Annotated in this window: 16 protein-coding genes; 3 read left to right on the forward strand and 13 right to left on the reverse strand. The window is 71.9% G+C overall.

The window, feature by feature from the left end; genetic code table 11:
* The first annotated feature begins 111 nt into the window (after positions 1-111).
* On the forward strand, positions 112-780 hold the full coding sequence (locus OG698_RS32350) for a TetR/AcrR family transcriptional regulator (RefSeq protein ID WP_406107216.1): 669 nt from the start codon (positions 112-114) through the stop codon (positions 778-780).
* A 6-nt stretch (positions 781-786) separates the two neighbouring features.
* Here the strand turns inward: OG698_RS32350 and OG698_RS32355 are convergent, their stop codons facing one another.
* Together OG698_RS32355 and OG698_RS32360 are read right to left on the reverse strand one after the other, a co-directional pair.
* Positions 787-1905 (reverse strand): PP2C family protein-serine/threonine phosphatase, encoded by a 1119-nt coding sequence (locus OG698_RS32355; protein WP_406107218.1) that lies wholly within the window; start codon positions 1903-1905, stop codon positions 787-789.
* A 91-nt stretch (positions 1906-1996) separates the two neighbouring features.
* The gene (locus OG698_RS32360; RefSeq protein WP_399968487.1) at positions 1997-2485 is read right to left on the reverse strand and encodes a GNAT family N-acetyltransferase; all 489 of its coding nucleotides are present in this window, start codon (positions 2483-2485) and stop codon (positions 1997-1999) included.
* A 63-nt stretch (positions 2486-2548) separates the two neighbouring features.
* On the opposite strand from OG698_RS32360, the gene OG698_RS32365 reads away from it, so the two are divergent.
* The gene (locus OG698_RS32365; RefSeq protein ID WP_406107220.1) at positions 2549-3472 is read left to right on the forward strand and encodes a TIGR01777 family oxidoreductase; all 924 of its coding nucleotides are present in this window, start codon (positions 2549-2551) and stop codon (positions 3470-3472) included.
* 31 nt (positions 3473-3503) lie between these two features.
* Here the strand turns inward: OG698_RS32365 and OG698_RS32370 are convergent, their stop codons facing one another.
* From OG698_RS32370 to OG698_RS32410, 9 genes are all read right to left on the reverse strand, one after another.
* Positions 3504-4031 (reverse strand): DUF4240 domain-containing protein, encoded by a 528-nt coding sequence (locus OG698_RS32370; RefSeq protein ID WP_406111425.1) that lies wholly within the window; start codon positions 4029-4031, stop codon positions 3504-3506.
* Positions 4032-4135: 104 nt separating this feature from the next.
* Positions 4136-5119, reverse strand: coding sequence for a helix-turn-helix transcriptional regulator (locus OG698_RS32375; RefSeq protein WP_406107221.1), 984 nt, complete (start codon positions 5117-5119; stop codon positions 4136-4138).
* Between the two features lie 20 nt (positions 5120-5139).
* Positions 5140-5898, reverse strand: a complete 759-nt coding sequence (locus OG698_RS32380; protein ID WP_406107222.1) for a VOC family protein — start codon at positions 5896-5898, stop codon at positions 5140-5142.
* Positions 5899-6009: 111 nt separating this feature from the next.
* Positions 6010-8709: a pyruvate dehydrogenase (acetyl-transferring), homodimeric type gene (gene aceE / locus OG698_RS32385; protein ID WP_406107223.1), complete on the reverse strand. Its 2700-nt coding sequence runs from the start codon at positions 8707-8709 to the stop codon at positions 6010-6012.
* Between the two features lie 284 nt (positions 8710-8993).
* On the reverse strand, positions 8994-9617 hold the full coding sequence (locus OG698_RS32390) for a GntR family transcriptional regulator (protein ID WP_406107225.1): 624 nt from the start codon (positions 9615-9617) through the stop codon (positions 8994-8996).
* Positions 9618-9786: 169 nt separating this feature from the next.
* The gene (gene sucB, locus OG698_RS32395) at positions 9787-11547 is read right to left on the reverse strand and encodes a 2-oxoglutarate dehydrogenase, E2 component, dihydrolipoamide succinyltransferase (protein WP_406107227.1); all 1761 of its coding nucleotides are present in this window, start codon (positions 11545-11547) and stop codon (positions 9787-9789) included.
* 132 nt (positions 11548-11679) lie between these two features.
* Positions 11680-13068, reverse strand: a complete 1389-nt coding sequence (gene lpdA, locus OG698_RS32400) for a dihydrolipoyl dehydrogenase (RefSeq protein WP_100592133.1) — start codon at positions 13066-13068, stop codon at positions 11680-11682.
* Positions 13069-13350: 282 nt separating this feature from the next.
* Positions 13351-14886, reverse strand: coding sequence for a leucyl aminopeptidase (locus OG698_RS32405; RefSeq protein ID WP_406107229.1), 1536 nt, complete (start codon positions 14884-14886; stop codon positions 13351-13353).
* Positions 14887-15012: 126 nt separating this feature from the next.
* Complete coding sequence (locus OG698_RS32410) at positions 15013-15795, reverse strand: adenosylcobinamide-GDP ribazoletransferase (protein ID WP_406107231.1); 783 nt, start codon at positions 15793-15795, stop codon at positions 15013-15015.
* A 67-nt stretch (positions 15796-15862) separates the two neighbouring features.
* Between OG698_RS32410 and OG698_RS32415 the strand changes: the two genes are divergently transcribed.
* On the forward strand, positions 15863-16618 hold the full coding sequence (locus tag OG698_RS32415; RefSeq protein WP_406107232.1) for a hypothetical protein: 756 nt from the start codon (positions 15863-15865) through the stop codon (positions 16616-16618).
* Here the strand turns inward: OG698_RS32415 and OG698_RS32420 are convergent.
* A complete protein-coding gene (locus OG698_RS32420) occupies positions 16567-17268 on the reverse strand; it encodes a hypothetical protein (RefSeq protein WP_406107234.1) in 702 nt (233 codons plus the stop codon). The two genes, OG698_RS32415 and OG698_RS32420, sit on opposite strands and share 52 nt — an antisense overlap.
* The gene (locus OG698_RS32425) at positions 17265-19064 is read right to left on the reverse strand and encodes a phosphatidylglycerol lysyltransferase domain-containing protein (RefSeq protein WP_406107236.1); all 1800 of its coding nucleotides are present in this window, start codon (positions 19062-19064) and stop codon (positions 17265-17267) included. The genes OG698_RS32420 and OG698_RS32425 overlap by 4 nt, the downstream gene beginning before the upstream one ends.
* Between the last annotated feature and the right edge of the window lie 94 nt (positions 19065-19158).

The raw sequence follows: 19158 nt of genomic DNA on the forward strand, positions 1-19158 counted from the left end.
GCTCCACTTCACTCTTCTCACGATGATTCGCTGTCCACCGTACGCCTAGGTGGCACGGTTTGCCATAACGTCAGAACGTGCAGACTTGTTCCGGACGCATAGGCTTCCCCGGTGAGCCCCACGAACGATCAGCGCAGTCCGCAGCCCTCCCTGACCGAGCGGCGCAAGGCCGCCACCCAGCTGGACATCGCCCGCGCCGCCGCCGAACTCTTCGCCGAGCACGGTCCCGACGGCACGACGGCCGAGGACATCGCACACCGGGCGGGCGTCGCGCTGCGCACCTTCTACCGCTACTTCCGGGGCAAGCAGGACGCGGTCGGCCCGCTTCTCGCCGCGGGCGGCGACGCCTGGCGCGCCCTTCTGGAAGACGCCGAACCCGGCACGGACCTGCGCGTCACTTTGGAGACGGCCATCACCGCCACGCTCTCCGCCCCCGGTGAGCATGGCCCCGAACAGTTGGAGACGACCAGGGGACTCCTGCGCGCGGCCCAGGACGACGCCGCGCTGCGGGCCGTCTGGTACCGGGTCAACCAGGAGTCGGAGGAGCGCCTCGTGCCGGTCCTCACCCGGCTCGCGGGCGAGGAGGCGGACTCCCTCGACGTACGCCTCGCCGCCGCCGCGGCCACCGACGCCATCCGGATCGCCCTGGAGGCCTGGGCCGCCACCGACGCCCCCGCGACGGGCGCGACCGGCTCCCCGGCGGTCCTCGCGCTCCGCTGCCTGCGGGAACTGACGGGCGGGATCAGCCTGTTGGGGGGAGGCCGGGGCGGGGCCCGATAGGGGCCGTCAGTCGTCCTCCGGGTCGATATCCGGCGCGAACACGAGCATCGTCAGATCGTCCCGTACCGTCCCCGCGAACCGCACCACGTCCCGCCACAGCGCGTCCGTCAGCTCCGCCGGGTCGTCCGCGGTGAACCGGACCAGGCGCTCCGCCAGCGGATAGAAGGCACCGGACGAGTCCCGCGCCTCGATCAGTCCGTCCGTCAGCGCGAGCAGCCGGTCGCCCGGCCGCAGCCGCACCGTGAGCTGCTCGAGCGGCGTGAGGCCCGCGATCTCGATCTCGAGCCCGAGCCCGAGCGGCGCCCCCGGCGGCACCGTCAGCTCGATGACCTCCTGCCCGCGCAGGAGCAGCGGCCGCGGATGGCCGCACGAAACGACCCGTACCACCGGGGAGTCGTCGGGGAACTCGAGGAACAGCGCGGTCGCGAAGAGCTCGGCGTGTTCGTCCTCGGCGGAGTCGACCACGAGCCTGCGGTCGAGGCGCGCCGCGACCCCCTCCAGGTCCGCCTGGTCGAGCACGGCCTCACGGAACGCGCCGAGCAGTGCCGCCACCGTGGCGACCGCGGACAGACCGTGGCCCTGCACATCCCCGATCACGGCCCGTACCCCGGCCGGCCCCCTGCGCACGTCGAAGAGGTCACCGCCGACCAGCGTCCCGCGCTCGGCCGCCCGGTACAGGCCCGCGCAGCGCACCGTGCCGACCCGGTCGCGCAGCGGCGGAAGGACGGCGAACTGCGCCGCCTCGGCGACCGTGCGCACGGTGACGAGCTGGGCGTCGCGCCGGCTGCGGACCCAGCCGATCAGCACGCTGAGCAGCGCCACGAAGGAGACCGTGAGCACGTCGCTGTTGCCGGGGTGCCCGAGGTTCATGAAGGGCACGTTCAGCAGGACGATCACGGTGCCGCCGAGCAGCGCCGTGGCGGCGGGGCCGTAGGTGAGGGCGGCGAGCGGCGGGATCGCCCCCAGCAGGAAACCGAGGTCCAGCTTCTCTTCGGTGACCAGCTGGGCCGTGCACAGGGCGAGGAGGAGCGCGACCGGCAGCCATCGCACCCAGCGCGGCGGCGGTGCCCCGCGCAGCCAGGCCCGCTCCTCGCCGCCCCGGCGACCCGACAACGCCCCGGTCATCGGCGGGCTCCTTCCCATGGACCCCTTCACGCTCCTACGGGAAGGCCGTCACCGCACGCCGGGCGGGTCCGTCAGAACTCCTGTGCCCCGCTCACAGGGCCTGGCCCATCAGGATGTCGTCCACGTACTTCCCGTCGAGCAGGAACTCCTCCGGCAGGACGCCCTCGACCGTGAACCCCTCGGACTCGTACAGCGCCCGCGCCGGAGCGTTGTGCCCGAGCACCCGCAGCGTCATGCGGCGCGCGCCGGCCTTGCGGGCGTGCTCCACCGCCGCGCGGACCAGCGCCCGGCCGACCCCGGCGCCCCGCGCCTCCGCGGCGACCGCGAGGCCCTGGATCTGCCGCACATGGGTGTTGGCGGCGAGCGAGGTGGGATAGGCGATGCGTACGTAACCCGCGAGCCGCCCGTCGAGCTCCGCGACCAGATGGTCCCGCGGCCCGAACCGCTCCGAGAAGAACGGGTCGTACGGCGGCAACGGCTTCGGCTGGACGGCGTGCAGCGTGGACCAGGCCGCGCGGTCGAGCCGGGCGAGCCCGTCCTCGTCGTCGAGCCGGGCGAAACGTATGTGCGGCTGTGGCATGGGGGCCACTGTACGACCGGCCCACGACCGGCCGCCGCGCGTTTCACGCGGCAGGATGGACCCATGACACAGAGCGATTCCGCACCCGTACGACGCTCCCGGTTCGCCGTCGCCGGCGCCTCCGGACTCATCGGTTCGGCACTGACCCGGTCCCTGCGCGCCGACGGGCACGACGTCGTCCGCCTGGTCCGCAGGGAACCGGCGGCCGCGGACGAGGTCCGCTGGGACCCGGAGCGGGGGTCCGTCGACGCGGCCGGGCTCTCCGGATGCGACGCCGTCCTCAACTTCGCCGCCGCGGGCGTGGGCGACCACCGCTGGACCGAGGAGTACAAGCGGAAGATCCGCGACAGCCGGGTCCTCGGCACCGCGACGCTCGCCGAGGCCGTCGCCACGCTCGAACAGCCTCCCCGCGTCTTCGTCAACGGCAGCGCCGTCGGCTACTACGGCGACACCGGCACGCGCGCCGTCGACGAGGGCACGCCGCCCGGGGACGGCTTCCTGCCGCAGCTGTGCGTGGAGTGGGAGGAGGCCGCGGCGCCCGCGCAAGAGGCCGGAATCCGCACGGTGTTCGCGCGGTCCGGGCTCGTCGTGTCCCGCGCGGGCGGGGCCTGGGCGCGGCTCTTCCCGCTGTACCAGGCCGGTCTCGGCGGACGCCTGGGCGACGGCCGCCAGTACTGGTCGTACATCGCGCTCCACGACGAGATCGCGGCCCTGCGCCACATCATCGACACGGAGGAGCTGTCCGGCCCGGTGAACCTCACCGCCCCGCACCCCGTCACGAACCGCGAGGTGACCGCCGCGATGGGGCGCGTGCTGCACCGCCCCACGCTGTTCACGGCGCCCGCCCCCGTCCTGCGTCTGGTCCTCGGCGAGATGGCGGGCGACGTCCTCGGCAGCACGCGGGCCGTGCCGACCCGGCTCCTGGAGTCCGGCTTCACGTTCGCGTTCCCCGGCATCGAGGAGTCGATCCGGGCGGCCAGGAAGTGAACCGGCCGAAAGCCTACGACCCCTGCGACCCCTACGCTCCCTGCGCCCCGAAGCGCTCCGAGAGCTTCGGATACAGCCGCTGCAGCTCCGCCGGGTTCTCGAAGTCGAACGGCGTGCCCTCCGGCTCCGCGGGCCCGGCCGGGATGCCGAGATCGGGCGCCACCGCCCCGGTCAGCTCCTCGTACGCCTCGTCAGCCGCGTAGCCGAGCTCCTCGCCGTCCCCGTCGATCTCCTCGTCGAAGTCCCCCAGCAGATCGGCGAGCGAGTCCGGCTCGTGCAGCGCGCCCTCGAAGACCTCCCGGCCCTGGCCGATCAGCCAGCAGCGGAAGTAGTCGAACGCGTCGTCGCTCGCGCCGCCGAGCAGCACCCACGCGGCGCCCCACAGATCCCAGCGGTAGGCGCGGTGGTAGCGGGACTCGAAGTGACGGGCGAAGTCGAGCACCGCGTCGGGGTCGGCCTGGAGCAGCCGGTCGACGAGCAGCTCGGCATGGTCCTCGGGGTCGCCCTCGGCGGCCTCGCGGGTGCTGTCCACGATCTCCCAGAACTCCGTCTCGTCCATCACGGGACAAGCATCTGCCTTGGGGGTCGGGGACGCACGCCGAGGTGCCGGAGCTGCGCCGTTTCGTTATGCGCGCACATGCCGAGGGCACGGCGCCCGGCGGCTCACCGGTAACGGTCCGCCGTCCGCCGTGCCGCTTCCGCGAAGCGATCACGCAGCGCGGCGGGGGCGACGACCTCCGCCTCGGGCCCGAGTCCGAACAGCTGCCCGTACGCGACGTCCTCCGACTCGACCGGCAGAGTCACCGTCACCCACCCCTCCTCGTCGGGCTCGCCCGCCGACTCCCGCGCCGCGCGCACCGACGCGGGCTCGGTCGCGTACGGAAGCTGCCGCAGCCCCGCGGGGGAGAGCCGCAGGACGACCTCCGCGCGCAGGATGGACCGCGCGAACTCCTCCGCCCGCTCCTCCCAGAACCCCGGCAGATCGAACTCCTCGTCCCGTACGAAGCGCTCCCCGCCCGTCTCGACGCCGGTGAACCGGTCGATCCGGTACACCCGGTGGGTCCCGCCGCCTGCGACCCGGGCGCACAGATACCAGACACCGGCTTTCAGGACGAGCCCGTACGGCTCCAGCTCCCGCACCACCTCCCGCGAGCTCTCCGCCTCGTCACGCCGGTAGCGGGCGCGCACCACCCGGTCGTCCCACACCGCGTCCGCCACCGCCGGCAGCAGCTCCGGCGTCCGCGGCTCCTTGAACCAGCCCGGCGCGTCCAGATGGAACCGCTGCGCCGCCGTCCGCGAGGCGTCCCGCAGCGAGGGCAGCAGCGCCGCCGACACCTTCAGCCGCGCGGCCGACGCCGCGTCCTCCAGGCCCATCTCCCGCAACGCGCCCGGCACTCCGGACAGGAACAGGGCCTCCGCCTCACCACGCGCCAGACCCGTCAGCCGCGTCCGGTACCCGCCGATCAGCCGGTACCCGCCCGCCCTGCCCCGGTCCGCGTACACCGGCACGCCCGCCTCGGACAGCGCCTGCGCGTCCCGCGTCACGGTCCGCTCCGAGACCTCCAGCTCGCGCGCCAGCTCACCCGCCGTCATCGACGGCCGGGACTGGAGCAACAACACCATCTTGATCAGGCGGGCAGCGCGCATACGCCCATGATGCGGGCCCTTCAGCGCGGGGTGTACGTGATGACCGCGAACGAGGCGCCCTGCGGATCGGCGAGCACCGCGAACCGGCCCGGCTCGATGGACGTCGGGTGCACCAGGATCTGCCCGCCGAGTTGCTTGCAGCGGGCCGCCGTCGCGTCGGTGTCCGCGACGGCGACGTACACCATCCAGTGCGCCGGCAGTTCCTTGGGGAACGAGTCCGACGTGGTGTCGAGCATCCCGCCGAAGGGCTCGGTGTCGACGCTCCACTCCGTGTAACTGCCGCCGCCCCCGTAGGGGTGCCGCTTCGCGCCCCAGCCCAGTACGGACTGATAGAAGTCCTTGGACCCGTCCGGATCGCGGGTCAGGAGCTCGAACCAGCAGAAACTCCCCGGTGCGTTCACCACACCGAAGCCCGTGTTCGTGATCGGCTGCCACAGGCCGAACGCGGCCCCCGCGGGGTCCTGGCAGACCGCGAAGACGCCGTCCTCCTCGATGGTCTGCGGACCCGTGACCACCGTGCCGCCGTTGCCCTTCACGCGCGCGATGACGGCGTCGACCCCGGCCGACTGGTAGTACGGCAGCCACGCCGACGGTTCCTTCGGGTTCGTGGTCGGGGCGACGCCGGCGACCGGCTCGCCGCCGGACCTGAAGATGCCGTAGCCCTCCGCCACTTCGCTGTGCCAGCCGAGGAGACCCTCGTAGAAGAGCCGGGCCGCGTCGGTGTCGGGCGTGGAGAGGTCCGCCCAGCAGGGGGCTGACGGGGTTTTGGAGATCTTCATGGACGTACATCTCCCCTGAACGGCGCCCCCCTGGAACTCCTGCGGACTCCTCCTCATTCACGCACGCGTGCCCCGCCCCGGCAATCGGGACGGGGCACGCAGGACAAGGGACTACAGGCCGTAGCGCTCGCGCGCCTCCTTCACGGCCGAGGCCTTGACCTCGCCGCGGCGGGCGAGCTGGGCCAGGGCCGCGAGGACGATCGACTGCGCGTCGATGCCGAAGTGGCGGCGGGCCGCCTCACGGGTGTCGGAGAGACCGAAGCCGTCCGCACCGAGCGAGGAGTAGTCCTGCTCGACCCACTGCGCGATCTGGTCGGGGACCTGGCGCATGTAGTCGGAGACCGCGAGGACCGGACCCTGGGCGCCGTCGAGCGCCGTACGGATGTAGGGAGTGCGCTCCTCGCCGCGCAGGATCGCCTCGTCCGCCTCCAGGGCGTCGCGGCGCAGCTCGGTCCAGGAGGTCGCGGACCACACGTCGGCGGCAACCCCCCACTCCTGCGCGAGCAGCTTCTGCGCCTCGAGGGCCCAGTGGATCGCCGTGCCCGAACCGAGCAGCTGGATGCGCGGGGCGTTGGCGGCCGCGACGTCCACCCCGGCCGACTCGGCGGTGTTGAAGCGGTACAGGCCCTTGAGGATGCCCTCGTCCACGCCCGCGGGCTTGGCCGGCTGCGGCATCGGCTCGTTGTAGACCGTCAGGTAGTAGAAGACGTCTCGGTCCTCGCCCGGGGCCGCCTCGCCGTACATGCGGCGCAGACCGTCCTTGACGATCGCGCCGATCTCGTACGCGAACGCCGGGTCGTAGGACAGCGCGGCCGGGTTGGTCGCCGCGATGACCGGCGAGTGACCGTCCGCGTGCTGCAGACCCTCACCCGTCAGCGTCGTACGGCCCGCGGTGGCACCCACCAGGAAGCCGCGGCCCAGCTGGTCGCCGAGCTGCCACATCTGGTCGGCCGTGCGCTGCCAGCCGAACATCGAGTAGAAGATGTAGAAGGGGATCATCGCCTCGCCGTGCGTGGAGTACGCGCTGGCGGCGGCGATGAAGTCCGCCATGGAGCCGGCCTCGGTGATGCCCTCGTTGAGGATCTGGCCGTCCGTGGCTTCCTTGTAGTACATCAGCTGGTCGCGGTCGACCGGCTCGTACGTCTGCCCCTTGGGGGAGTAGATGCCGAGCGACGGGAACAGCGACTCCATGCCGAAGGTGCGCGCCTCGTCCGGGACGATCGGCACCCAGCGCTTGCCGGTCTCCTTGTCGCGTACGAGGTCCTTGACCAGGCGTACGAACGCCATCGTCGTCGCGACCGACTGCGAGCCGGAGCCCTTGTCGAAGGACGCGAACGCCTTGTCGGCCGGGGCCGGCAGCGGGGCGATCGCGTGCGTGCGGCGGGCCGGGGCGGGGCCGCCGAGGGCCGCGCGGCGCTCCTGGAGGTAGCGGACCTCGGGGGAGTCGGCGCCCGGGTGGCCGTAGGGGACCTGGCCGTCGACGAACTGGCTGTCGGAGATGGGCAGTTCAAGGAGGTCACGCATGTCCTTGAACTCGTCCACCGTCAGCTTCTTCATCTGGTGGTTGGCGTTCTTGGACTCGAAGCCCTTGCCGAGCGTGAAGCCCTTGACCGTCTGGACCAGGATCACGGTCGGCGCGCCCGCGTGCGACAGGGCCGCACGGTAGGCCGCGTACACCTTGCGGGGCTCGTGTCCGCCGCGCGAGACCTTGAAGCACTCGGCGATCTTGTCGTCCGTGAGCAGCCGGCCCAGCTCGACGAGCGCGGGCTCGGAGCCGAAGAAGTGCTCGCGGATGTACGCGGCGTCGCGCGTCGCGTACGTCTGGAACTGGGCGTCCGGAACCTCGCGCAGCCGGCGCACGAGCGCGCCGGTCGTGTCGAGCTGGAACAGCTCGTCCCAGGCGGAGCCCCAGAGCGTCTTGATGACGTTCCAGCCGGCGCCGCGGAACTGCGCCTCCAGCTCCTGGACTACGCGGAAGTTGGCGCGGACCGGGCCGTCGAGGCGCTGCAGGTTGCAGTTGATGACGAAGGTCAGGTTGTCCAGACCCTCACGCGAGGCGAGCGCCAGGGCTGCGGTGGCCTCGGGCTCGTCCATCTCGCCGTCACCGAGGAACGCCCACACGTGCGAGGCGGAGACGTCCTTGATCTTGCGGTTGGTGAGGTAGCGGTTGAACCGCGCCTGGTAGATCGCCGACAGCGGGCCGAGGCCCATGGAGACGGTCGGGAACTCCCACAGCCAGGGCAGGCGCCGCGGGTGCGGATACGACGGCAGGCCGTCGCCGCCGGACTCCTGGCGGAAGTGGTCGAGCTGCTGCTCGCTCAGGCGGCCGTCGAGGAAGGCGCGGGCGTAGATGCCGGGGGAGGCGTGGCCCTGGATGTACAGCTGGTCACCGGACCCGTCCCCCTCCTTGCCCTTGAAGAAGTGGTTGAAGCCGGTCTCGTAGAGCCAGGCCGCCGAGGCGAACGTGGCGATGTGGCCGCCGACGCCGTACTTGGAGCCACGGGTCACCATCGCGGCCGCGTTCCAGCGGTTCCACGCGGCGATCTTCAGTTCCAGCGCCTCGTCACCCTCGATCGCCGGCTCCGCGGCGGTCGGGATGGTGTTGACGTAGTCGGTCTCGAGGAGCTTCGGCAGCGCCAGGCCCGAGCCCTCGGCGCGCTCCAGCGTGCGGCGCATCAGGTACGCGGCACGGTGCGGCCCGGCCGCCTTGGTAACGGCGTCCAGGGAGGCCTGCCATTCGGCGGTCTCCTCGGGGTCGCGGTCCGGGAGCTGGTCGAGCTCGCTCGGCTGGATTGCGGAGGGGTCGGTCATTGCGCCGCCTTCCTGAGTCGGAGGGGGGTTCCCTTAGCGGAAAGGGTGGGGGTGCCCTAGGTCTTTGGCAGGACAGGGCGTGGGTCCCTGGTGGAGACCCGTCGGCGACTCTAACTCCCTGATCGATGATCGATCAAAGGGTTGAAGGAGAAAACTTCCTCAGACGGAGAAAGTGGGCATCCGGTGCCATTGAACGGGGCACCGGGTGCCTTGTTTTCGAAGGCGGAACGGCGAATTCTTGCAGGTGGGAGGGGTGGCACGACGACGTCTGAGCGGGGTGTGGCTCAGGCGCGCGGGGCGCAGCCGAGCACGTGCGCCTTCACCAGCTCCGCGATCGCCGGATCCCGGCGCCGGAACGCGTCCACGAGCGCCTCGTGCTCCTCCGCGTACGACTGCTGGACCGTGCCGAGCCACCGGATGGACAGGGCCGTGAACACCTCGATGCCGAGGCCCTCCCAGGTGTGCAGCAGTACGGAGTTCCCCGCGGCACGCACCAGTTCGCGGTGGAAGCCGACCGTGTGCCGCACCTGGCCCGTCCCGTCGGCCTCCTGGTCGGCGCGGTAGAGGGCCGCCACATGGGGTTCGAGGGCCGAGCAGTCCTCGGCCAGCTTCCCGGCCGCCAGCTCCGCCGCGATGGCCTCGAGACCGGCCCTGACCGGGTAGCTCTCCTCCAGGTCGGCGGCCGTCAGATTCCGCACCCGGACGCCCTTGTTGGGCGCGGACTCGATCAGGCGCAGGCTCTCCAGCTCCCGCAGGGCCTCCCGCACGGGCGTCTGGCTGACCTCCAGCTCCGTGGCGATGCGGCGCTCCACGATGCGCTCGCCCGGCTTCCAGCGCCCGCTGACGATCCCCTCGACGATGTGCTCGCGGATCTGTTCGCGCAGCGAGTGGACGACGGGCGCGGTCATGATGGCTCCTCCAGCGATGGGAAGGTGCGGCCCGAAGGGCCTCATTGAGGGGCGGTGGTCGGGAGACGGGCGGGCAGAGACCCCAAGGTGCGTTGACCTCTAGACAATACGGCGGCGCCCCCGTCCGGAAGACCTCCGGGCGGGGGCGTACGCGCTGATGAGACGAGCGTTACAGGCCGAGCTCGACCTCGAACTCGCCGGCCTCCAGGATCGCCTTGACCGTGGTCAGGTAGCGGGCGGCGTCCGCGCCGTCCACCAGACGGTGGTCGTAGGAGAGCGACAGGAACGTCATGTCCCGGACGGCGATGGTCTCGCCGAGGTCCGGGTGGTTGATGACGACCGGACGCTTCACCGTGGCGCCGATGCCCAGGATCGCGGCCTGGTTCGGCGGCACGATGACGGTGTCGAAGAGCGCACCGCGCGAGCCCGTGTTGGAGATCGTGAAGGTCGCGCCGGACATGTCGTCCGGCGTGAGGCCGCCACCGCGGGCCTTGCCGGCCAGCTCGGCGGTCTTCTTCGAGATCCCGGCGATGTTCAGGTCGCCCGCGCCCTTGATGACCGGCGTCATCAGACCCTTCTCGGCGTCAACGGCGATGCCGATGTTCTCCGAGTCGAAGTACGTGATGGTGCCTTCGTCGTCGTTGATCCGGGCGTTGACGACCGGGTGGGCCTTCAGCGCCTGGGCGGCGGCCTTGACGAAGAACGGCATCGGGGAGAGCTTGACGCCCTCACGGGCCGCGAACGCGTCCTTCGCCTTGGCGCGCAGCTTCATCAGCTTGGTGATGTCGACCTCGACGACCGAGGTCAGCTGGGCCTGCGAGTGCAGCGCCTTCATCATGTTGTCGCCGATGACCTTGCGCATGCGGGTCATCTTGACCGTCTGGCCGCGGAGGGGAGAGACCTCCAGGGCCGGGGCCTTCGCGGCGGCCGGAGCAGCAGCGGCGGCGGGGGCCGGGGCGGCCTTCGCGGCCTCGGCGGCCGCGATGACGTCCTGCTTGCGGATACGGCCGCCGACGCCGGTGCCCTTGACGGTGCCCAGGTCCACGCCGTTCTCCGACGCGAGCTTGCGCACCAGCGGGGTCACGTACGCGCCGTCGTCACCGGAGACCGCGGCGGGGGCCGGGGCGGCGGGGGCGACCGGAGCGGGAGCGGCGACCGGAGCCGGGGCGGCCGGAGCAGCCGGGGCGACCGGGGCCGGAGCGGCGGCCGGGGCCGGGGCGGCCGGAGCAGCCGGGGCCGGAGCCGCGGGGGCGACCGGGGCCGGGGCGGCGGCCGGGGCCGGAGCAGCCGGAGCAGGAGCGGCGGCCGGAGCGGCACCGGGAGCACCGATGACGGCCAGCTTGGCGCCGACCTCGGCGGTCTCGTCCTCGGCGACGGAGATCTCCAGGAGAACACCGGCGACGGGGGAGGGGATCTCGGTGTCGACCTTGTCCGTGGAGACCTCGAGCAGGGGCTCGTCCTCCGCGACCTCCTCGCCGACCTCCTTCAGCCAGCGGGTGACGGTGCCCTCGGTGACGGACTCGCCGAGAGCGGGCAGCACGACGTCGGTGCCGGAAGCGGCACCGGCGGGGGCGGCCGGAGCAGCCGGGGCGGCGGCCGGGGCCGCGGGGGCCTCGGCGACGGGGGCCGGAGCGGCGGCCGGGGCCGGGGCCTCGGCAGCGGCCGGAGCCGGGGCGGCGGCGGGCGCGCCCGTGCCGTCGTCGATGACGGCCAGCTCGGCGCCGACCTCGACGGTCTCGTCCTCGGCGACCTTGATGGAGGCCAGGATGCCGGCGGCGGGGGAGGGGATCTCGGTGTCGACCTTGTCGGTCGAGACCTCGAGCAGCGGCTCGTCGACCTCGACGCGCTCGCCCTCGGCCTTCAGCCAGCGGGTGACGGTGCCCTCGGTGACACTCTCACCGAGCGCCGGAAGGGATACGGAAACCGACATGGTTTCTGTTGCTCCTTAGTGGGGTCTCCCCTGCTCGAGCGATGTTGAGAGCTTGGGGAAGTGCGGAAGTCTGTGGTCGGTCGTCGCGCCCAGGGGACGACAGGGACGACTGGGTCCAGCCTGCGGCCTGACCTAGTCGTGCGAGTGCAGCGGCTTGCCCGCGAGGGCCAGGTGGGCCTCTCCGAGTGCCTCGTTCTGCGTCGGGTGGGCGTGGATGAGCTGGGCGACCTCGGCGGGCAGCGCTTCCCAGTTGTAGATCAGCTGGGCTTCGCCGACCTGCTCGCCCATACGGTCGCCGACCATGTGGACGCCGACCACGGCACCGTCCTTGACCTGGACGAGCTTGATCTCGCCCGCGGTCTTGAGGATCTTGGACTTGCCGTTGCCCGCAAGGTTGTACTTCAGAGCGACGACCTTGTCCGCACCGTAGATCTCCTTGGCCTTGGCCTCGGTGATACCGACGGAGGCGACCTCGGGGTGGCAGTACGTCACCTTCGGCACGCCGTCGTAGTCGATCGGGACGGTCTTGAGACCGGCCAGACGCTCCGCCACCAGGATGCCCTCGGCGAAGCCGACGTGCGCGAGCTGGAGCGTCGGGACGAGGTCACCGACGGCCGAGACGGTCGGCACGTTGGTCTGCATGTACTCGTCGACCAGGACGTAGCCGCGGTCCATCGCGACGCCCTGCTCCTCGTAACCGAGACCGGCCGAGACCGGGCCGCGGCCGATGGCGACCAGGAGGACCTCGGCCTCGAAGGTCTTGCCGTCGGCGAGGGTCACGCGGACGCCGTCCTGCGTGTACTCGGCCTTCTCGAAGAAGGTGCCGAGGTTGAACTTGATGCCGCGCTTGCGGAACGCGCGCTCAAGAAGCTTGGAGCTGTTCTCGTCCTCGACCGGGACGAGGTGCTTGAGGCCCTCGACGACGGTGACGTCGGTGCCGAAGGACTTCCACGCCGAGGCGAACTCGACGCCGATGACGCCGCCGCCCAGGATGATCGCGGACTGCGGGACGCGGTCCAGCTTCAGCGCGTGGTCCGAGGAGATGATGCGGTTGCCGTCGATCTCCAGGCCCGGCAGCGACTTCGGCACGGAGCCGGTCGCGAGGAGCACGTGACGGCCCTGGACGCGCTGGCCGTTCACGTCCACGGAGGTCGGGGACGACAGGCGGCCCTCGCCCTCGATGTACGTCACCTTGCGGGAGGCGACGAGACCCTGCAGGCCCTTGTACAGGCCGGAGATCACGTCGTCCTTGTACTTGTGGACGCCCGCGATGTCGATGCCCTCGAAGGAGGCCTTGACACCGAACTGGTCCGCCTCGCGCGCCTGGTCGGCGATCTCGCCGGCGTGCAGCAGGGCCTTCGTCGGGATGCAGCCGTTGTGCAGGCAGGTGCCCCCGAGCTTGTTCTTCTCGATCAGGGCGACGTCCAGGCCCAGCTGCGCTCCGCGCAGGGCCGCGGCGTAACCGCCACTGCCACCGCCGAGGATCACTAGGTCGAAAACAGTGCTGGCGTCGTTCGCCACGTCACGTCCTCCATGCATGTGCGCCGTACGCCGGTCTGCAGTGACCGGGCGGCGGCTGGTGTCCGGCCGCTTTTTATGCTTCGGCCCTGTGGTGGGGGCCCTGTCCTGCCAAGGACCCATCCTCGCACTTGTCGACGGCGGACGGGACGCCGGGCCCGGGGGTGAGACGGCGGTTACACCTGAAACCCGGCTGAGGGGGTCCGGGAGACTGCGGATTTCGTCGAAAGCGAACGGCCCCCGGGTGCCTTCGCACCCGGGGGCCGTCAACCGTGCCGCTCTGCGTCAGCCGAGGTCGCCGGCGGCCGTGCGCTCCGCGAGGCGCACCAGCGTACGGACCGCGGAACCGGTGCCGCCCTTGGGCGTGTAGCCGGACGCGCCGGCCTCGTTGAAGGCCGGGCCCGCGATGTCGAGGTGGGCCCACGTGATGCCCTCGCCGACGAACTCCTGGAGGAAGAGGCCGGCCACCAGGCCGCCGCCCATGCGCTCGCCCATGTTGGCGATGTCGGCGGTGGCGGAGTCCATGCCCTTGCGCAGGTCGGAGGGGAGCGGCATCGGCCAGGACGGCTCGCCGACCTCCTCGGCGACCTCGTGGATCGACGTACGGAAAGCGTCGTCGTTCGCCATGATGCCGAATGTGCGGTTGCCGAGCGCCAGCATCATCGCGCCGGTCAGCGTGGCGACGTCGACGATCGCGTCCGGGGTCTCCTCGGAGGCCTTGGCGATGGCGTCGGCCAGGACCAGGCGGCCCTCGGCGTCCGTGTTCAGGACCTCGACGGTCTTGCCGGAGTACATGCGAAGGACGTCGCCCGGGCGGGTGGCCGAGCCCGACGGCATGTTCTCGGCGAGCGCCAGCCAGCCGGTGACGTTCACCTCGAGACCGAGACGGGCCGCGGCGACGACGGCGGCGAACACGGCGGCGGCGCCGGCCATGTCGCACTTCATCGTCTCGTTGTGACCGGCCGGCTTGAGGGAGATGCCGCCCGAGTCGTACGTGATGCCCTTGCCGACGAAGGCGAGGTGCTTGTCCGCCTTCGACGACGTGTAGGAGAGCTTCACCAGGCGCGGCGGGGCCTCCGAGCCGGCGCCGACGCCGAGGATGCCGCCGAAGCCGCCCTTGACGAGCGTCTTCTCGTCGAGGACCTGCACCTTGATGCCGTGCTCCTTGGCCGCGGCCGAGGCGACGGCGGCGAAGGCCTCCGGGGTCAGGTCGTTCGGCGGGGTGTTGACCAGGTCGCGGGCGCGGTTGAGCTCCTCGGTCACGGCGAGGGCGCGCTCCACGGCGGCCTTGAACGCCTTGTCGCGGGGCTTGGCACCGAGCAGGGCGATCTCGCCGAGCGGCGCCTTGCCGTTCTTCTTGCCCTCCTGGGCCGACTCCTTGTAGGCGTCGAAGGAGTACGCGCCGAGCAGCGCGCCCTCCGCGATCGCTCCCGCGTCACCCGAGTCCCCGACGGGCAGCGCGAACGCGGCCTTCTTCGCACCGGCCAGCGCGCGGGCGGCGGTACCGGCGGCGCGGCGCAGGGCCTCCGCGTCGTACGACTCGTCCTTCTCCGGCACCGGGCCGAGACCGACGGCCAGGACGACCGGGGCCTTGAAGCCGGAGGGGGCGGGGAGCTTCGTCACCTCACCCTCACCGCCGGAGGCGCCGAGGGTCTCCAGGACGGCGGCGAGCTTGCCGTCGTAGGCCTTGTCCACGGCCTCCGCGCCGGGGGCGACGACGAGCCCTCCGGACTTGGATGCCGCACCCTTCGCCACACCGACGACGATCGCGTCGGCACGCAGGCCGGACGCGGCGGCGGTGCTGAGAGTCAGAGCAGTCACGGTGGTGAGGTCCCTACTTTCATGGTGTCTGAACGAGTTCTGACGGGCCGTGGGGTGTATGGCCCCTTGGGGAGCCTACGCCCGTGGGCGCGAGGGTGCGCTTCGCGGTATGTGACCGCGGCCGTGTCAGCCGAAAGTGAGGACGACGAGGGCGGCGGTTGCGGCGGTCTCGGCGACGCCGCCGAAGACGTCACCGGTCACTCCGCCGAAGCGGCGCACGCAGTGGCGCAGCAGGAGTTCGGCCGCGCAGCAGGCGAGGACGGCGGCCGCCGCGCCGCGCACGGCGCCGTACGCCGAGCCGGTGGCGGCGCCCGCGGCCCCGGCGGCGCACACGGTGACGGCGGCGGCGAGCAGCGCCCCGCGCACGGGCACCGTTCCGGCGACGGCCGCGCCGAGGCCCTCGGGCCGGGCCGGCGGGACACCGGTGCGCGAGGCCAGCGTGAGCGCGAGCCGGGCGGTGAGTGCCGAGACGACGGCGGCGAGCGCGCCGCGGGCCCACGAATCCGCGTACAGCCCGGCGAGCGCGGCGACCTGGGCGAGGAGCGCGAGCACGAGCGTGATGACGCCGAACGGGCCGATGTCCGACTGCTTCATGATGCGCAGCGCGTCCTCGGCCGGCTTGCCGCTGCCGAGGCCGTCGGCGGTGTCGGCTAGCCCGTCCAGGTGCAGTCCCCGGGTCAGCGCGGCCGGGACGCTCACGCTCGCCACGGCCGCGAGCAGCGGACCGGCGCCGAGCAGCGTCAGGAGCCCGCCGAGCGCGGCGGCGGCCAGGCCCACGACGAGCCCGGCGACGGGGGCGCAGAGCATTCCGGCGCGGGCCGCCTCGCGGTCCCAGCGGGTGACCTTGACCGGGAGCACAGTGAGGGTGCCGAAGGCGAAGCGGAGGCCGTCGGCCGGGGTTGCGGGCATCCCGGCAGGCTACCCGGGGGGCTCAGCACAGCGGGCGGCGCCCGGGCCCCGGCGGCAGGATGGCCGCATGGGTGACTGGTGGTACCGGAACATCGTCGAGCCGGGGAAGCTGCCACTGCTGCTCGCCCTCGCCGCGTTCCTGCTGACGTTCGCGGTGACCCGTACGATCACGCGCCTCATCCGTGCCGGGCGCGGGCCGTTCCGCAACGTCACCCCGGGCGGCATGCACGTCCACCACGTGGTGCCCGGCGTGATCCTCACCGTCATCGGCGGGTTCGGCGCGGTCGGCAGCGGGCGGCACGGCGTCGCCGCCTCGATCTGCGCGGTGATCTTCGGGATCGGCGCGGGCCTGGTCCTCGACGAGTTCGCCCTGATCCTGCACCTCGCCGACGTCTACTGGACCGAGCAGGGCCGGCAGAGCGTCGAGGTGGTGGTCCTCGCGGCGGCGCTCGGGCTGCTCGTCCTCAGCGGCTTCTCGCCGCTCGGCGTGAACGACGTGACGGGACAGGAGGAGCAGGGGCGCGGCACCGCGATCCTCACGGTCCTGGGGAACCTCTTGTTCGTGGTGCTGGCCATGTTCAAGGGGAAGCCCCGGCTCGCGGTCGTGGGCGTACTCGTGCCGTTCGTCGCGCTGTTCGGGGCCATCAGGCTCGCGCGGCCCGGATCGGCGTGGGCGAAGCGCTGGTACCGGCGGCGCCCGAAGGCCAGGGCGAGATCGCGGCTGCGCGCCTACCGGCACGACCGGCGCTGGTCGAGGATGAGCCGGGGCTTTCAGGACCTGATCGGCGGCACACCCGACCCGGAGCGCTCGGCGCCCCGGTGACGCACGGCGCCCAGCGCCCACCGCGCCACGACGACCAGGGCGACCGCGCTGATGGCCGCCAGATGTTCCTTGCCCGCGAGGTTCGGCTTCACGGCCGCCTCGATCACCATGAGGGCGACCACCACGACCGCCGTGCACCGGGCGCGATGGCGCCAGCACACGTAGATGGCGAGGCCGACGACCGCCGCCGACGGGCCGTTGTCAACGATCCGCGCGTCAGAGGCGGGCAGGCCGAGCGGTCCGTGGGGGCCGAGGGAGATGGCGAGGCGGGCGTAGAGGGTGCCGGCGAGTGTGGCGACGTATCCGATGGCGAGCGTGACCCACCGGCCGAGGCAGATCTCCGCGATGCCGAACACGATCAGGATCTGTGCCAGGGCGCCCCACACGGGCAGGTCGAGTGCCGGCACGAAGAGGGACAGCGGGGTGCGCAGCAGGGACAGCCACAGCGGGTCCGCGGCCCGCACGGAGCCGATGTCCTGCACGAATTGGTAACCCCAGGACCGGTTCTGGACGTACTGGAACAGGGCCGTGAGGCAGACCGCGCCGAGCGTCATCGGCGCCGCCCGCCACTCCCTGGTGACGAGACCCCGGCGCACCGTCGACCACAGCGGGCCCCACTCGGCGCGGGCCGGCGCGGCCGGGGATCTCACGGGCGCGGCTCCAGATGTCTGCGGTGCATCCAGCTCGGCAGACCCGGCGCCTCCAGAAAGCCCTCGGCGCGCGCGGAGGCGAGGCCGATCCGAGGCAGGTCGGCGCTCTTCTCGAAGAGCAGGAAGCGGGGCTCCCAGATGGGCCGGTACTTCGCGTTGGCCCGGTAGAGGGATTCGATCTGCCACCACCGTGAGAAGAAGCTGAGCAGCGAGCGCCACAGGCGCAGCACCGGGCCCGCGCCGAGCCGCGAGCCACGTTCGAAGACGGACCGGAACATCGCGAAGTTGAGCGACACCTGCGTGATCCCGATCTCCTCGGCCCGCTGGAGCAGTTCGATGACCATGAACTCCATCAGCCCGTTCTCGGAGTCCCTGTCACGCCGCATCAGATCGAGCGAGAGCCCCTCGGGCCCCCACGGGACGAACGAGAGCACCGCCTTCAACTCGCCTTTCCCGTCGGTGCATTCGAGCATCACGCAGCGCCCGTCGCCCGGGTCGCCGAGCCGGCCGAGCGCCATCGAGAAGCCGCGCTCGGTCGCCCCGTCGCGCCAGTCGTCGGCGCGCTGGAGCAGGTACGTCATCTCGTCGGCGGGGATGTCCTCGTGGCGCCGGATCCGCACCTCGTAACCCGCGCGCTTGACCCGGTTGTAGGCCTGCCGGACGGTGCGCATGGCCCGCCCCTCCAGCGTGAAGCCCTGATCAGGGGCTCCGCCCCGGGTGCCGATCTCGACGATGGCTTCGTCGCCGAGTTCGAGGGCGTCGAGGCCGTGCCGCGCGTAGATGGTGCCCGCCTCCTCGCTCGCGCCCATCACGGCCGGGATCCAGCCGTGTTCGCGCGCCTCCATGAGCCAGGGGCCGATCGCGCCGGGCCAGGCCTCGGGGTCGCCGATCGGATCGCCCGAGGCGAGCGAGACCCCGCCGACGACGCGGTACGCGACGGCCGCCTTGCCGGTCGGTGACCACACGACGCTCTTCTCCCGGCGCAGCGCGAAGTAGCCGAGCGAGTCGCGGTCGCCGTCCTTGTCGAGCAGCGTGCGCAGCTTCGCCTCGTCGTCGGGGGTGATCGGGTCGACAGCCTTGCGGGAGCGGAAGGCGGCGTACGCGACGGCGAGCAGGAGGAGGGTGCTCAGGATGTTGATGACGACGTTGACCCAGTTCGGCGACGTGATGCCGGGGTAGCGGGACTCGTCGGTGGCGACCGAGATGAGGCGCAGGGTGCCGTAGCGCCAGCGCTCCAGGAACGTCGAGTGGTGCCCGTCGTGCGCCTGGTTGGTGACGGTCACGAGGAACGTCGCGAACAGGGACGTCACGAGGAGTCCGCCGACCCCGACCACGGCCGCGAGCTTCGGGTTCGAGCGGTCCCCCTTCGCGTAGAACTCCCGCCGCCCGAGCAGCAGCGCGGCGACGAACGCGGCGGTCAGGACGACCGAGATCCAGTTCTGCGCGTAGCGGCGCACCTCGGGGAAGAACATCACGAGGATGAACAGGAGCAGGAACAGCCCGCTGAGTACGAGGTTGAGGATCCATGCGGCGCGCTTGCGGCGGCGCATCGTGATCGCCAGGAACCAGGTGAAGACCCCGGACGCGAAGCCGGCCGTCAGCAGGTAGGGGGTGAAGTAGTCCTTGGTGTTGTGCCGTTGCAGGTCCTGGCCGAGGGAGACCCAGACCGCGCTCAGGAAGTTGATGAACGTGACGACGCGCAGGTACCAGACGGTGAAGGCGGCCGCCCGTTTCGTGGTGGGGGTGGAGGCGTGGGCGCGGCTCGCGGGTGGAGAGGTCGTCTGTTCAGCTGCCATAAGCAGGGAGCATATGGGGCATTTCTGACTATCTGGGTCGAGCATCGCCGGGACGTGAAACGGCGGGTCGCGGCGGGGCCGAAGCCTGCCGTGA

The organism is Streptomyces sp. NBC_01003 (genome assembly GCF_045162695.1).
Taxonomy (GTDB): domain Bacteria; phylum Actinomycetota; class Actinomycetes; order Streptomycetales; family Streptomycetaceae; genus Streptomyces.